This is a genomic window from Paenibacillus sp. FSL R5-0810, assembly GCF_038002285.1.
GTDB classification, from domain to species: Bacteria; Bacillota; Bacilli; order Paenibacillales; family Paenibacillaceae; genus Paenibacillus_AQ; species Paenibacillus_AQ lactis.
The window spans coordinates 277,457-292,589 of record NZ_JBBOCF010000001.1; the positions used below are offsets into that span (position 1 = coordinate 277,457).

The following is a 15,133-nucleotide window of genomic DNA, read 5'->3' on the forward strand; positions in this document are numbered from 1 at the left end:
TAGCATTTCTTTGCGGGAAAGTAACAGAGTAAAACAAACTTTTAAGAAAGCAAGCCGTCTTGACCGTTCGATTCGTCGAGGGGTATGCTGTAGGCGTCAGGAATGTAACCTTATCCTTATCGAATATGAGATTAACCGCGTCTCGGATTTAAGATAGAACCGTACCAAACAGAAAGAAGGTATCCCCATGGGACATATTGATGATTATTATCCGGCCAGCGGCCGCGTCATTCTACATGTGGATATGAATGCTTTTTACTGCTCGGTGCATGAGGCGGAAGAGCCGGAGCTGTATCGCGGCAAGCCGACGGCCGTCGCCGGGAGCGTCGAGCTGCGCAAAGGGGTCATCGTTACCTGCTCCTATGCTGCACGTGCCCTCGGCATTCGCACGGGAATGAATGTAAGGCAGGCGCTGCGGCTGTACCCGGACCTGATCATCATTCAGCCTGATTTCCATCTGTACCGGAAGTACTCCAATGCGTTTATGAATATAGCGTATGCTTACACGCCGCTGCTGGAAGCGACGTCGATCGACGAATGCTATCTGGATATTACCGGCTCCAAGCAATTCGGCACACCGCTCGATATCGCGAAGGAGATCCAGGAACGGATCCGCGAGGAGCTGTCCCTGCCATGCTCCGTCGGCATCGCGCCGAACAAGCTGCTCGCCAAGATGGCGTCGGACATGAAGAAGCCGAGCGGGCTCTCGGTGCTCCGGATCCGGGATGTGCCGAATGTGCTGTGGGGCAAGCCGTGCGCCGAGCTGTTCGGCATCGGCCGCAAGACGGCCGAGAAGCTTCGCAAGCTGAACATTCTCACCATCGGCGATCTGGCCAAAGCCGATGAACATTTGCTGACTTCGGCCTTTGGCGTGACGGGGGCTTGGATGAAGCGCGCCGCGAACGGGATTGACCATTCACCTGTCGTGGCGGAACGGGAGCAGAGCAAATCCATCGGGCACACGACGACGCTGCCGCAGGACGTCACCTCGAGTGACGAAGCGAAGCGCGTGCTGCTGAATTTAAGCGATCAGGTTGCGCGCCGGCTAAGGCGTAAGGGCTTGATGGCCAGCGGGATCCAGATTACCCTGCGCACGCCGGATATGAAGACGATCACCCGATCGAAGCAGCTTTCCGTTCCGACCGAGAATACGGAAGACATCTACCGGGAAGCCTGTGTATTGTATGATCGGCATTGGAAGCAGGAACGCCCGCTTAGGCTGCTCGGCGTCACGCTGCAGCAGCTTGCCCGGAAGGAGGAAGCGGCGATTCAGCTCGATCTGTTCGATTATGAGAAGCAGCCGAAGAAGGAGTCGCTGACCCGGGTTATGGACGAGCTGCGCAATAAATTCGGGGAGAGCGCCGTGCTGACGGCCGGCATGCTGGGTGATGATCCGTCGTCCCTCATCCGCGATCATAAACGGAGAGGAACATCGCTGCAGATGGACTTTGCCAGAGAGCATGGCCAATCGCGAAATAACGAAGATTAGACGTCGTTTTGTCGGAATATGTTAGGAAATTTATTTGTATTCCTAAAAAAATTGTATTAATATATGAAGATGGCGGAGCAAATCCGTTGGCTTGTATTTTGTTCATTTAAAAGAATGTTTATAGATATACAGGAGGAAGAGAGACTATGGCTAAATACACCTGGGTTGATAAAGATACATGCATCGCATGCGGCGCTTGCGGAGCAACAGCCCCTGATATTTACGATTATGATGATGAAGGCCTGGCGGAAGTAATCTTTAACGGGGACAATAACCGCGGGGTGACGGAAATACCGGAAGACATGCACGACGATATGCTCGATGCTTGCGACGGTTGCCCGACGGATTCGATCCGCATCGCTGACGAACCGTTCAACGCTGAATAATTGCGAGTCGGCTAAATACTATAACATCCTATATTTATGAACTCATAACTTACGTCCCCTGCCTGCAGCGGCAGGGGACGTTTTTCGTATGCGCAAATGACGATAATTGCGAGCGACATACACGAGAGAGTGGCGTAAGACTAAGATGACATGGGGCAGAAAATATGGGGCTAGCATGACATAAGGACATAAGGCTAGAATGACATATGGCATCAATCTGTAATTTATACATATTCCGGATGCAGGATCCGATATAAAGGATATGGACATATCCAGATCTAGATAACAATTGAAGCCGTATTGGAGGCTCTCATATGAACAATTCAATGTACCTTAAAAGGTATGTGGAGACCCATCCCGATAACAAGATGGCCTGGTATTTGCTGGGCAAGGAGTACGAGCGGGCAGGAGAGCAGGGCAAGGCCACTTACTGCTATAACCGGGCTGAGGAGGTATACGAGGCCTTCGAGCTAAGCAAAGTCCCTTCGGACATATGGAAAAATTACGAGCAGCGTCTGCTGCAGCTCGAGCGGGAGAAGGAGCTCAAGCGGAGGCGGAACCGGCGCTGGCTGGTAGCCCTCGCGCTGCTGCTCCTCGTTCTCATTCCGCCTGCGCAAGCTCCGGGATATCCGGGAGGATTGCCGGCGGAAGCCGATGCTCAGCCTGAAGCCCCGGCTTCCGCAGCGGCGATCAGGCAAGCGGTGGGCGAACGTGCGGGTAAACCGATGTTCACAGCTGTGGCCGAAGGCAGGAACGCAGTAGCCGGCGACGGGGCGGACGAAGAGGGAGACAGCGCATTGCCTCGCCTTCTAATGCATCCCGAGCAATTACCTTCATGGTCGGTTGCGCTTGGTATGCCTCTCCGGGGCAAGTGGCTGCTCTGGAGCAGCGATATGGAGCGGTTATATGCATTGCATCGGGACCGGGCAGGGGAAATAGCGATTACGCCGTTCGAAGGAGCTGCCGGAGAATGCGAGTGCGAGCCGCAAAGCAGTGCGGGATTGGCCCGCAGCGCGAAGCAGTGGGCGGATCTGCAATTGGAGACGGCCGTGCTGGAGAAGGCGGTGGAGAACTATCAAACACGGCACGGGCGGCTGCCGAGTTCGCTGGATGAGCTGACTCGGCCGTTTCCGAACAACTGGCTGTCCGGGCGCTCGACTGCGATGGAGGACATGTTTGATGTCCTGATTCAGCTGAAACAGGACGATGCCCCTCCCGGCAAGGTACAAGACGATGCCAAGGGGAATGCGGAAGAAGGAGAAGCGGCGGACAAGCCCGGATACTGGGGCACCTCGCCGGACGGAGCTCCGTATTTCAAGGAGCCGCTGCAGGTCATCATTGACAAGGACAAGCATCGCCTCGCCGTGGTCAGCGGTAAGATCATGCTTCGGAACTATGCGGTCGGGCTTGGCGGAGCCAAGACGCCGCTTGGGGATTTTCAGATCAGCGATAAGGTGGTTAACCCGAATGGGACGACCAGAGGCCCCTACGGCACACGAGGCATGCAGTTATCCGATACGCAGTACGCGATACACGGCACGGAGGATTTGGACAGCATCGGCGCGGACGAGTCCGAGGGCTGCATCCGGATGCTGAAAGAGGATGTCGAAGAGCTGTTCGATCTCGTTCCGATGGGAACCTCGGTGAAAATTCGGGAAGGGGTTCTGCCTGACGACCTGTGGACGCCGAAAGAGCGCTTCAAGCTGAAGCACAGCCAGGGTCAGACCAACCCCGCCAAAGTGTATCACTGGCTTGATTAAGGCTGGGAAATCACAATCAGTACGATAATGAGGATAACAAGGAGTGCGATGCCTGTGCCGATCCACAGCAGAGCTTTCTTGTTAACCTCTTCTTTTTTTTGCTGCAGGACTGGAGGCTTTCGTTTGGCTGACATATGGCGTTCCCTTCTTTCTCAATGAAATAATCGCTGATTTCCTTATATTGTATAGGGTTTGCGCCCAAAAATCCATAACATGTCCGTACGCAAGCGCGCCCGGTTTATGCCCAAAAACTTTCTTTTTGCGGCGGAAACGGATAAACTGAAGGGTAGAGAAATTAATTGGATGAGAGGAAGAGTCGATGTGCTGTACCGCAATATAGGCAAACCTTTATTTTTCAAAATGGACCCGGAAAAGGCCCACCATCTCGTGGTCGGCGGCCTTGGGCGTGCCTCCGGCGTCATCGGCGCGGAAGCGGTCATGCGGGGGATGTATGGCGTGAGCGAAACCCCGGATTTGGCCGTGGACCTGTTCGGACTTCACTTCCCGACACCGGTCGGGCTTGCCGCCGGTTTGGATAAAAATGCGCAAGCCGTCAAGGGATTTTCCTCCATCGGCTTTGGTTTTATGGAAGTTGGTACGGTTACGCCGAAAGCCCAGCCGGGTAATGAACAGCCGAGGCTGTTCCGTTTGCCTCCGGATGAGGCGCTCATCAATCGAATGGGCTTTAATAACGAAGGCGCCGATGCGATGGCGAAGAGGCTGTCCGCGCTCAAGGAGCGCCGGATTCCGGTAGCGGTCAACATCGGTAAAAATAAAGTTACGCCGAACGAGAAGGCGAATGGCGACTACGAGGCCTGCATCCAGGCTTTGTTTCCGTATGGCGATTTTTTCGTGGTGAATATCAGCTCGCCGAACACGCCGGACCTGCGGAGCTTGCAGCACGGCAGCGAGCTCTCGTCATTGCTGGAAGCGGTGATGAACGAGATGAACCGGCAGGCGGAGATTCACGGCAGCCGGAAGGCTGTGCTCGTCAAGATTGCGCCGGACGTGAGCGATGCCGAGCTGGAGTACATGGTGGAGACGATCCGTGCCAGCGGGGTGTCCGGCATTATTGCTACCAACACAACGCTCTCCAGGGAGGGGCTTACGCACACCAACGCCAAAGAGACCGGCGGGCTCAGCGGGAAGCCGCTGCGCGAGCGCTCGACTGAAATCATCTCCAGGATTTATAAGCAGACCGGCGGAGCGCTGCCGATCATCGGCTCCGGGGGAATCTTCACGGCAGCCGATGCCTATGAGAAAATACGCGCAGGCGCCAGCCTGGTAGAAATTTATACGGCACTTATCTATGAAGGGCCCGAGGTCAACCGCAAGCTGCACGCCGGTTTGAGGCAGCTGCTGGCCAAGGACGGCTTCAGCCATATTTCCGAAGCTGTCGGGGCGAATCATCGGTAAAGGGGTAAAGACAGGAGGCAAGGGCAATGGACGTTAGAGACTGGGGGACATTTTTGCTTCCGTACGAGCAGACCGTTGAAGAATTGAAGGTCAAATTCAAGACGATGCGCGCAGAGCTGAAGAAACGGGAGGAATATGCGCCTATCGAATTCGTAACGGGCCGGGTCAAGCGGATATCGAGCATTCTGGACAAGGCAAAACGCCTTAATGTTCCTATGGATCAGCTGGAAACCGGAATCGAGGATATCGCGGGCATCCGGATCATGTGCCAATTCGTGGAAGACATCCGGCGGGTTGCCGAGTATATTCGGGCACGGAAGGACCTGACGGTATTATATGAGAAGGATTATATAACAAACTTTAAGGAAAGCGGCTATCGCAGCTTCCATATGATCATCGAGTATCCGGTGCAGACCGCGCTCGGGCAGAAGAAGGTGCTAGCCGAGATTCAAATCCGGACGCTTGCGATGAATTTCTGGGCTACGATCGAGCACTCGCTCAGCTATAAATATAGAGAAAGCCTGCCTGACGATATCCGGGAACGTCTGAAAAAGGCCGGAGAAGCGGCGAACACGCTCGATACCGAAATGTCCAGCATCCGCGAGGAAATACTGGAAGCGCAGCGTCGGTTCGAGGATGATTCCAACATAACGACCCAGGTGCTGCATGCGATTCACCAGCTGTATTTTTTCCACCTGGTCAACGAAGCGATCTCCTTCCAGGAGCGCTTTAACGCCATCTGGCAGGAGCATGACATGGAGGAAATGAAGCTGCTCTTGGACGAGGTGAAGGAGCTGTTGTCACAGGCCAAGAAGAAAGTGAACGAGTACGATGTATGAGCGGCTGTACGTAGCGTTCCTCGTTTACTTCAACCGGGACCGGGACTATTTCGAATGTCATGAGGTGCTGGAGGAGCTTTGGCTCGATACGGATAAGGATCCGAGATACAAGGGGCTCCTTCAAGCGGCTGTCGCCTTGTTCCATTTCCGGAACGATAACATTCGGGGCGGATTGAAGATGTTTCGCAGCGCCGTAAACAAGCTCGAAGGCTATGCCGAAGATGAGCTGGGCATCCGGATGGGAAAACTGGTGGAGGAGATGCGGGAGTATGTCCGCGGACTGTCCGGGTACGAGCAATACCCGATTCCGTATCGGGATTTGACGATCGACATCGTGGATCCGAAGCTTCGGAAAGCCGTCGATGAGGCCTCGAGGCATATTCCTCCGAATGTGCCGCAGCGGCGTAAGCCGGAACGGCCGCGTGCGAAGCAAGGATTGTCCTCTTAATCCGGGAAGCGAAATGCATGGTCGGAAATATCGATCAAGGAGTTAGCGCAAGATATAGAAAAGATAAACAAGAGCTGCCCGTCAGTAGAATAATCTACTTGAGAGCAGCTCTTCTTTTTGCAAATATATCGAATCAGGACTCGGTGCCTTTATATTTATTGTCGATAAATTGCTTGATTTCATCGACGGATTTGCCTTCGTCATGAAGCCGCTTCGCATCCTGAAGCTCGGTAAGGCATATGCCGCACTGGGCGCCATGGTCCGTCCATTTCACCTCGCCGTCCTTGTTCTCGGCGATGAAGCAGCGGTGAAGGGAATCGTGATAGCCGGTTTCCTCGTCCATGCAGCCGCAGTAGCATTTGATCTCTTTAATGATATCTTCCAGTTCGCCGACCGTCGCATAGGTCGCCTGCGTATTGTCGGTGTAGCTTGATAGGAATTTCGGCATCTCGCTCACGCTTGCCGTTGTTTCATACCGTTCGGAGGCGGCCCCATGATGATGCCCTGCGGTAGCAGATTCCTTGCCGCCGCATGCGGCAAGTAGCATGCCTGACAGCATGAAGGTAAATAGGATGGCCCGAGTGCGCTTCATTTCGTCACACTCCCTTTATATTTGTCCAGGAATTGCTTGAAATCGTCCAAGCTGTACCCTTCCGATGCACCTTCCGGCTTCAAACCGCCGACCATGCGTTCCTTCTCCACACCGTTCTCGAAGTAGACAAGGGTAGGGGTGAACTCGATATTGTAATCTCTCCAGCCTTCCTGATATTCACGCAGATTGTACTGGTGCAGTGAAATGCCGGCGTCGCTGGCCAGCGGCATCAGTTCAGGGGTTGTCGCCCGGCAATGCGGACAGTCGGATGCGAAGAAGTATACGAAGAAGTTCTCCTTGTTGTTGACCTTGTCCTTCAACTGATCCGGAAGTATGATATTCTGATAGTTCGGATCATTCAGCAGCTCTTGCGTAGCCGGATTCAGGCTGGATATTTTCTTGCCGCCGTACAGGTCGCTCTTCCCGCCCGAGAGGTTCAGAATGACAAGCGCCGCAACAAGGACAACAAATACGCCTCCGAATGCGTAAAGCGCTGTGTAGTTATTCTTTTTTTTTCGATTCATGAATACACCCCTTAAGGATTAATAATAAGCGCACAAGTGAGAGTTCAAAAAGGTCGAGTTACTTTATGACCCCCTTCGTGATCAAAAGACGACTTTTTGAACAACCTCTATAAGGACTTGTCCTTTTTAATGTAGTTTATTATACAATATTAACGGTAGGAGCGGAACATGCGAAACGCCGCTACATATTGACGAAATAAGCGGGCAACAGATCTGATACAGAACAGGTAGGTACTAAACATGGCATTACGTCTGCCCTCGCCGTTTCAGGCGAAGATGAAAACACTGCTGGGACCGAACTATGACAATTTTATGAAATCCTACGAACAGCCTCCGTTTGCCGGGATCCGGGTCAACACGCTGAAGATTTCGGATGAAGATTTCCGCCGCATCTCGCCATATAAGCTGGACCCGATACCTTGGTGCAAGACCGGCTATTATATTGAAGAAGGGGAGCGCCCGGGACGGCACCCGTATTATCATGCGGGGCTGTATTATATTCAGGAGCCGAGCGCCATGGCTCCGGTTGAGCTCCTTGGCGTTGAGCCGGGCGATGTCGTGCTGGACCTGTGCGCCGCACCGGGCGGGAAATCGACGCAAATAGCTGCCAAGCTGCAGGGTAAGGGGGTGCTGGTCAGCAATGACCTGCATCCGGACCGCACCAAAGCGCTGGCCAAAAACTTGGAAATGTACGGGGTACGCAATGCCATTGTGCTTAATGACAGCCCGGAGCGGATTGCCGAGGCCTTTCCCGAGGCCTTTACGAAAATACTGATTGACGCACCCTGCTCAGGTGAAGGCATGTTCCGCAAGGACGAGTCGATGCTGAAATATTGGGAGGAGTCGTCCCCGCTGACGTTTGCCGAAATGCAGCGCGACATTTTGCATTCAGCCGTGAAGATGCTGCGTCCGGGAGGAACGCTTGTATATTCTACATGTACCTTCTCGCCGGAGGAGAATGAGGGAATGATTGCAGAGCTTCTGATGAAGCATCCGGATTTCCGGGTCATACCGATCGATCATTCGGGCCCGTTTTCGCCGGGGGAAACCGAGTGGTTAGCTCGGCACATGGAACATATCTCCGCTGAAGTGCGTGAGCAGGTCGCCGGAACAGGCAGGCTGTGGCCGCATAAAGTTCAAGGGGAAGGCCATTTTGTTGCCGTTCTGCGCCGGGAAGGCGAGCTTGCACGGATGGAGGAAGCTGATGAACAAGCGCCCCCTGTTCATGTGGATACTGCTGCCGGCGGCCACCTGGCGGTCTCATCCGGTAAGGAGAAGCGAAGCGAACGCAAGGGACGGGGGTCCCTCCGGGATCCGCGCAAAGGCAATCCGCGCGGAGGCGGAAGAGGCGGTCAGCATGATTCGACTCGCCAGCAAGGCTCCGGGCGTCCTGCCGACTCCATCTCGCTGGAACCTTTTACAACGTTTCTGAGGGAGGATCTGCCAGGAACTCTACATGGTTATACGGTTACCTACGGGAATCATGTGTATTTGTCCCCGTTACCGAAAGAACGCCTGGAGAGGCTCAAGGTGATTCGCCCCGGGTGGTATATGGGTCAGATCAAGAACGAACGCTTTGTTCCCGGCCACCCGCTGGCAACCGCTCTTCGCGCTGAGGAATTCGTGCGGACGATCAGCCTGCATTCGGAAGACGGGGAAGCGATCCGTTACCTGAAGGGCGAGACGCTGTCGATACCGGAGGAGCGGCTGCAAGTTTTCGGGGCTGCAGAAGGAAAGGGATATGTGTTAGTCTGTATAGATGGCTACTCGGCAGGCTGGGGCAAATGGCAGGGCGGCATGCTTAAGAACGAATATCCGGCAGGTTGGAGGTGGACATCCGTATGAGAGCAAAGGGAAAAACGACACAGCGGTTGGATAAGGTGTTGTCCAATATGGGGTTCGGCTCCAGGGCCGAGCTGAAGAAGAAGGCCAAGAGCGGCAGCATTGTAGTGAATGGCACTGTCGTAAAAGATCCGGGGAAGCATGTGGATCCGTATACGGATTCGATCGAAATCGATGGGGAAACCATCGCCTATCGGGAGTTTGTGTATCTCATGCTGCATAAGCCTCCAGGCGTGATCTCGGCGACGGAGGATGTGCGGGAACGGACGGTACTGGATCTTCTGGATGAAAAGTATCTTGTATTCGAGCCTTTTCCCGTTGGAAGATTGGATAAAGATACGGAGGGCCTGCTGCTGCTGACCAATGACGGCAAGCTCGCACATGAGCTGCTGTCACCCCGAAAGCATGTGCCTAAGACCTATCAGGCGATCGTCGAAGGACGGGTGGACGAGGAGGATATCCGGCAATTTTCCAGGGGCGTGACTTTGGATGACGGTTATGTAACCTTGCCGTCGGAGCTCGTTATCGACGCCTTGGAAGAGCAAGGCGATGGAAGCATCCGCTCCCGCATTACGCTGACCATCCATGAAGGCAAGTTCCACCAGGTCAAGCGAATGTTCGAAGCGGTCGGCAAAAAGGTGATTTACCTCAAGCGGATCAGTATGGGAACCCTCCGGCTGGACGAATCGCTCGAGATCGGCTCTTACCGGGAGCTGACGAAAGCGGAGCTGGCCGGGATCGGACGGGCGACGGACGAATAAAATGGACGAGCTAAAGATATAGACAACGATAAAAAGTGGATAAGGATGGGTAGAGAATGGCATACAAATTAGTAGCGCTTGACGTAGACGGGACGCTTCTGAATGATGAGCATGAAATAACCGAGGTAACCAGGAACACCGTGATGGAAGCTGCAAGGCAGGGGATTGAGATCGTGCTGTGCACGGGCCGCGGACCGCTCAACTCGATTCCGTTCATGGAGAGCATGGGGCTCGGCGGTTATGTAATCAGTCATAACGGGGCGGCTACGGTGGAGGTTGAAACGAAGCGAATCGTTCACCAGTTCGGCATGGAGCAGGCGGAGCTGGATCCGTTTATGACCTATTGCCGGGAGCGGGGTGTTCATTTCGACATCAATACAGCCTTCGAAATGTATGTAGACAATGTGGAGGAGCTTGCAGGCCCTGTCCGGCATATGTATGAAAATTACTTGATGATGCCGAGCAATCTCCCGGCCTGGGAGGAGCTGCCCGACCCGGTTGTCAAATTTACCGCCTTCGGCGAACCCGGGGATATGGACGCCGTCCTCAAGGACTGGAGCACATGGACGATGACCCTTAATATGCTCCGCAGCGGCGAATACTTCATCGATCTGATGCATGCGGAGGCCTCCAAGGGCAGTGCGCTGAAGCAGCTTGCCGCGAAAAGGGGATACCGGCAGGAAGAGGTGCTTGCCATCGGCAACTATTATAACGATATTACGATGCTTACATTTGCCGGCATGGGCATTGCCATGGACAACTCGCCGGTCGAGGTAAAGGCTGCTGCGAATGCGGTGACCGCGTCCAACAACGAAGACGGCGTTCACGAAGCTTTGGTCAAATACTGCTTGTCCTAGTGCTATTATGCTCCGCGCATAAAACAAGGCGCTGCTGCAACCACGGATATGTGGCTGCAGCAGCGCCTTATTTGCTTGAATGACGGTTCACATGAATCTACCGCAATGTCGTCAAGCATGAAGGAGCCTTAAATGTCACTGTCATTACTTAAACTGGCGCAGGCCCTTAGGCAGGTGATTCTTGAGCTGTCCGCCGCTGGCCTTGCCCCATCCGAGCGGCAGCCCGTCGGTCGTCACGAGGGTCCATCCTTTATAATCGGCTGGAACCGATAGCGTTTCACCCCTAAGGTAGGCCGAGACCTCGGCCGAATCCGGGGGCAGATCGACGGCGCGAGCGGCTTGCTCCGGCTTGCTGGCCATCGCGAGCGCGTGGGCGGGCTCGATCCGGTTCTTCTTGAGGTGGGCGAGATGAAGGCCGGCACGGAGAATTTTCAGCCCGCGCAGCTGATGCTCGCTCCAGCTCCAGCCTTCGCCGGCCGGCAGCCAATAGAGCTCATCCCCGAACAACAGAGGAGCGCCCGGAGGCAGCTCATGGCCCGGTAAGTCCTGCTCTGCCCACGCTTTAAACGCTTCAAGGGCGGATCGCTCCGCCGAGGGCTTGTCTCCTCGGCGTGATTTGCCGCCTCGCTTGGACTCTGCCTCCGTGTGAGGCTGCTCGCCCGCTGATCCTCCCTCCGCGTTCTTGACGAGGACGGCCACGAAGTGGCCTTCTCCCCGTTCCCGGTGCGGCCACAGGCGCTTCATGCCGCAAAGCTGAAGCTCAGGATACCGGGCGAGGATGCGCTGCACCATGTTCTCGTTCTCGTCTTCGTTGAAGGTGCAGGTGGAGTAGGCTAAAGTGCCTCCAGGCTTCAGCATGGCACAAGCGTCCTGCACAATGTCCCATTGCCTGGAGACGCATAGCTCCACGTGGGAAGGCGACCACTCTTCGATCGCGCCGGGATCCTTGCGGAACATCCCTTCGCCCGAGCAGGGGGCGTCCAGCATAATCCGGTCGAAGCATCCGGCGAAGCGCCGGGAGAGCTCGTCCGGTGCAGCACTGGTCACGACGGCATTGGAAATACCCATTCGTTCCACGTTCTCGGAGAGGATTCTGGCCCGCTCCGGATGAATCTCATTGGCGATGAGCAGGCCGCGTCCCGCCATTTTGGAAGCAATGTGGCTGGTTTTTCCTCCCGGCGCCGCAGCAAGGTCAAGGATCGTCTCTCCCGGCTGCGGGTCAAGCAGCTCTACCGCTGACATCGCCGAGGGTTCCTGAATATAATATAGTCCGGCAGTATGGTACGGATGCTTGCCGGGACGTACCGTTTCATCGTAATAATAACCTGTATCGCACCAGGGAACCGGTGTCAGCCGGAAATCCCGCAGGATGTTCCGTACAGGTTCAGCAGCCCGTTCCGCCTTCAGCAGATTAAGACGAAGGCCTTGCGTGCGGGGCATGTCATAGCTGGCAAAAAAATCGTCCGACTCCTCTCGAAGCAGCTCCTGCATACGGGAGACGAAGTCGGCGGGCAGTTGTTCCTTTCCCATCCGGTCAGCAGCTCCTTTTTCGTGCAAAATATCCGTTGTTCTCTCTCGTAACCACGAGCAGCTCACGCAGAAGCAACTATAAGGTAACGGCACTTAGGAAGGCGGCCGCGCCAGGACGAAACATCATGCGAATTCCATGCGGCAACTTCCCGGGCTCTTGAGGAACGGTCAATAGTTTATCACGCGGCAGCGGTGCTCGTAAAGAATACATTACGACCCGCTCTGCCGCAAAAAAAGACCGCCCTGATTAAGGGACGGCCTTGGCCTTTACTGGACGGCGGCTTCCTTCGGCTCATTGAGCAATTCCTCCAAAGAGCGGTAATCGGTAACCTTATTCTTACCCGTCGTTTTTGAATGATACATCGCTTTGTCGGCTTGATTCATCAGCTCGTCCCCCTGGACGCCCTGACGGAGCACGCTGTATCCGACACTGATGGTCACGATGGTCTCCGCAGCCACGCGGGCCCGGATATTCTCGGCAACCTGGGAGGGCTTGATCTTGCGATCCACCACGAGCGCAACCAGCTCCTCGCCTCCGTATCGGCCGGTAATCCCGATCCCGTCTAGCTCCTCTTCCATGATGGCAGCCACTTGCTTCAGCACTTCATCGGCTCTGGCGTGGCCCTGGGTATCGTTCAGCTTCTTGAAATTGTCAATATCGCAGAAGATCGCGGATATCTTCAAAGCCTGGGCAGTGTAGTGATCCAGGTATTTCATGAAATGTCTCCGGTTGTATAGGCCGGTCAAGCCATCCGTGATCGCCGAGCGATAGATGGATTGCATCAGTTCTACGATCCGCCGGAACAGGATGAAGAATACAAGGGTGTAGAACAACACCGGGAGCGCGAGCGCAAAGCCCTGCAGCGGGATGGATACGATGCCTGTGTAGGTTTGTACGGCTTGAAGCGCGAACCACAGAGCGTAGGCGGCAAGTCCGACCGCATATTTCACGGGCTGCCCGATGCGCGGAACCCCTTTCGTAAAGGCGACATATAAAGCGCAGAGCAAGATGACGTCAAAATATACGCTTTGCCAGACCGGATCAATGGTGAAGGACAGAAATGATGGAAGAATCAGCGGAAGCAATAGAAGGGCGGCGGTCAGCAGCGGGAGCCAGTAATGCATCGTCTTGATTTTGCGGTACAGCATGACAACGGACATATTGAGCAGCACGAATGAGAAGAGGCGGATGATGCGAAGCACGATCGGTTCTGGCGAAAAATCGACAATTCCGATCCATGCCGAATGGATGTTCAGACCCTCGTGTGTCATAATGAAAGAGAAAGCGGCCGCCATATAAATATATGCGCTCTTCCGCTGCCTGCTGTACATAAAAAGGCACATGATCAGCATCATGAACGCGATGCAAGCCCCGCAGACAGCGAATATCATTGGCAGAGGCGAAGTCGACCAAGAGGTCAAATCTGTGGACAAATGGCTTCACTCCTGTAGGTTTCCTTTGCATGAAACATATGTTCTAATATATCATATCGAAAAAGATTCTGGAAAGAGATTTAAAGAAAGAGATTTATAGAAAGGGAGATCCCCATGAAACTTCTTCAAGCATTATTCTTCCCTCCTGAACAGCCGGGCGGCGTATCGTCGATGATTCCATATTTGCAGGAACGGTTCCATTCCTCCCGATGGGAGATGGAGATGTTCTGGCTCCCGAAGCGGATCCGCAATAAAGGCCACGAGGATCCGGTCTTTCATACCTTTGATTGGAAGGAATTCGAGGAAAGTCCGATTGTTGCAAAATATATACAGACCTACCGGGATTATTTATGGTGGACCCGGCTGCGCATCCAAAAGCCTTATGATCTCATTCATAGCCATCATCCGATTGCAGGCATGTCCATGAAAGCCGTATTCCCGGAGGTTCCGCTTATCCAAACCGTCCATTCGAGTTATGAGCGGGAGCTGATTTTGAACGGAAAAATTCGAGAGGGCGGGCCTGAGCACCGTTTCCTCACCTCTCTGTACAAAGAGCTTGAGTTTATCAGCGACCGTCTGGTGACGGTGTCGGAATCCTTCAAGTCCTATATGTCTCCATATGTGGATCAAGCCGATTCGATCGAGGTCATCCATAACGGATTCGACGATCGGCGCTTTAAGCCGGTTCCCCATGAAAATACGGTCCCTCAGCTGGTGACTGTATGCCGCCTTGTTCCTGCGAAGGGACTGGATATTCTGCTCCAGGCTTGCGCCGAGCTGAAACGAAAAGGCCATGATTATGTCCTTCATATCATCGGAGACGGCCCTGCTCGCCAAGAGCTGGAGGAGATGGCCAAATCGCTGGGCATTTACCAGGAAACGATATTTTACGGTTATACGCTTCATCCCGAGGAATTCATGCCATTCTTTGATATCTTCGTTCTGCCATCGAGGGCGGAAGCCTTCGGCTCCGTATTCGCGGAGGCGGCGCTGAGCTGCCTTGCGCTAGTCGGCACCAATGTCGGCGGTATTGCGGAGCAGATTGAGGACGGGGTGAACGGGCTGCTGGTACCGACGGAGGATCCGAATGCGCTGGCGGACGCCCTGGAGAAGGTCATCGTGGACCCGCTGTACCGGTATGAGCTGGCCCGGACCGCGTCGGATAAGGCGAAAAACCAATATTCGTTGTCCCGTTCAGTCAATCAGCTGAAAAAAATGTATTTGAATTATCAACCGAAGAAAGAGAGCTAAAGAG

The 15,133-nt window shown here is 54.4% G+C and carries 15 protein-coding genes; 10 read left to right on the forward strand and 5 right to left on the reverse strand.

What is annotated here, in order from left to right; all coding sequences use genetic code 11:
- The first annotated feature begins 187 nt into the window (after window positions 1-187).
- From MKX76_RS01130 to MKX76_RS01140, 3 genes are all read left to right on the forward strand, one after another.
- On the forward strand, window positions 188-1,489 hold the full coding sequence (locus MKX76_RS01130; RefSeq protein WP_007127714.1) for a DNA polymerase IV: 1,302 nt from the start codon (window positions 188-190) through the stop codon (window positions 1,487-1,489).
- Window positions 1,490-1,635: 146 nt separating this feature from the next.
- Entirely contained in the window at window positions 1,636-1,875 is a 240-nt protein-coding gene (locus MKX76_RS01135) for a ferredoxin (RefSeq protein ID WP_007127715.1), read from the forward strand.
- Between the two features lie 314 nt (window positions 1,876-2,189).
- Complete coding sequence (locus MKX76_RS01140; RefSeq protein WP_007127716.1) at window positions 2,190-3,635, forward strand: L,D-transpeptidase; 1,446 nt, start codon at window positions 2,190-2,192, stop codon at window positions 3,633-3,635.
- Here MKX76_RS01140 and MKX76_RS01145 read toward each other — a convergent pair.
- The gene (locus tag MKX76_RS01145; protein ID WP_007127717.1) at window positions 3,632-3,769 is read right to left on the reverse strand and encodes a hypothetical protein; all 138 of its coding nucleotides are present in this window, start codon (window positions 3,767-3,769) and stop codon (window positions 3,632-3,634) included. The genes MKX76_RS01140 and MKX76_RS01145 overlap by 4 nt on opposite strands.
- Before the next feature lie 187 nt (window positions 3,770-3,956).
- On the opposite strand from MKX76_RS01145, the gene MKX76_RS01150 reads away from it, so the two are divergent.
- The 3 genes from MKX76_RS01150 to MKX76_RS01160 are packed head-to-tail and all read left to right on the forward strand — an operon-like array spanning window position 3,957 to window position 6,338.
- Window positions 3,957-5,051, forward strand: a complete 1,095-nt coding sequence (locus tag MKX76_RS01150; protein WP_007127718.1) for a quinone-dependent dihydroorotate dehydrogenase — start codon at window positions 3,957-3,959, stop codon at window positions 5,049-5,051.
- A 26-nt stretch (window positions 5,052-5,077) separates the two neighbouring features.
- Window positions 5,078-5,890, forward strand: coding sequence for a GTP pyrophosphokinase (locus MKX76_RS01155; RefSeq protein WP_007127719.1), 813 nt, complete (start codon window positions 5,078-5,080; stop codon window positions 5,888-5,890).
- Window positions 5,883-6,338 carry a DUF309 domain-containing protein gene (locus MKX76_RS01160; RefSeq protein WP_007127720.1) on the forward strand — a complete coding sequence of 152 codons (456 nt, stop codon included), beginning with the start codon at window positions 5,883-5,885 and terminating at the stop codon, window positions 6,336-6,338. Before MKX76_RS01155 ends, MKX76_RS01160 begins: the two co-directional genes overlap by 8 nt.
- Window positions 6,339-6,471: 133 nt before the next feature.
- Here the strand turns inward: MKX76_RS01160 and MKX76_RS01165 are convergent, their stop codons facing one another.
- The gene (locus tag MKX76_RS01165) at window positions 6,472-6,930 is read right to left on the reverse strand and encodes a PCYCGC motif-containing (lipo)protein (protein WP_007127721.1); all 459 of its coding nucleotides are present in this window, start codon (window positions 6,928-6,930) and stop codon (window positions 6,472-6,474) included.
- Complete coding sequence (locus MKX76_RS01170; protein ID WP_007127722.1) at window positions 6,927-7,454, reverse strand: thioredoxin family protein; 528 nt, start codon at window positions 7,452-7,454, stop codon at window positions 6,927-6,929. Before MKX76_RS01170 ends, MKX76_RS01165 begins: the two co-directional genes overlap by 4 nt.
- Before the next feature lie 240 nt (window positions 7,455-7,694).
- Between MKX76_RS01170 and MKX76_RS01175 the strand changes: the two genes are divergently transcribed.
- From MKX76_RS01175 to MKX76_RS01185, 3 genes are read left to right on the forward strand one after another with little or no spacing between them, the layout of a single operon-like run.
- Window positions 7,695-9,299, forward strand: coding sequence for an RsmB/NOP family class I SAM-dependent RNA methyltransferase (locus MKX76_RS01175; protein WP_007127723.1), 1,605 nt, complete (start codon window positions 7,695-7,697; stop codon window positions 9,297-9,299).
- Entirely contained in the window at window positions 9,296-10,057 is a 762-nt protein-coding gene (locus MKX76_RS01180; RefSeq protein ID WP_007127724.1) for a pseudouridine synthase, read from the forward strand. Before MKX76_RS01175 ends, MKX76_RS01180 begins: the two co-directional genes overlap by 4 nt.
- A 56-nt stretch (window positions 10,058-10,113) precedes the next feature.
- On the forward strand, window positions 10,114-10,914 hold the full coding sequence (locus MKX76_RS01185; protein ID WP_007127725.1) for a Cof-type HAD-IIB family hydrolase: 801 nt from the start codon (window positions 10,114-10,116) through the stop codon (window positions 10,912-10,914).
- 144 nt (window positions 10,915-11,058) lie between these two features.
- On the opposite strand, the gene MKX76_RS01190 is transcribed toward MKX76_RS01185, so the two are convergent.
- Both MKX76_RS01190 and MKX76_RS01195 read right to left on the reverse strand, forming a co-directional pair.
- A complete protein-coding gene (locus MKX76_RS01190) occupies window positions 11,059-12,444 on the reverse strand; it encodes an RsmB/NOP family class I SAM-dependent RNA methyltransferase (protein ID WP_007127726.1) in 1,386 nt (461 codons plus the stop codon).
- Between the two features lie 267 nt (window positions 12,445-12,711).
- Window positions 12,712-13,878: a GGDEF domain-containing protein gene (locus tag MKX76_RS01195; RefSeq protein WP_007127727.1), complete on the reverse strand. Its 1,167-nt coding sequence runs from the start codon at window positions 13,876-13,878 to the stop codon at window positions 12,712-12,714.
- 114 nt (window positions 13,879-13,992) lie between these two features.
- On the opposite strand from MKX76_RS01195, the gene MKX76_RS01200 reads away from it, so the two are divergent.
- Window positions 13,993-15,129, forward strand: coding sequence for a glycosyltransferase family 4 protein (locus MKX76_RS01200; protein WP_007127728.1), 1,137 nt, complete (start codon window positions 13,993-13,995; stop codon window positions 15,127-15,129).
- The last annotated feature ends 4 nt before the right edge of the window (window positions 15,130-15,133 follow it).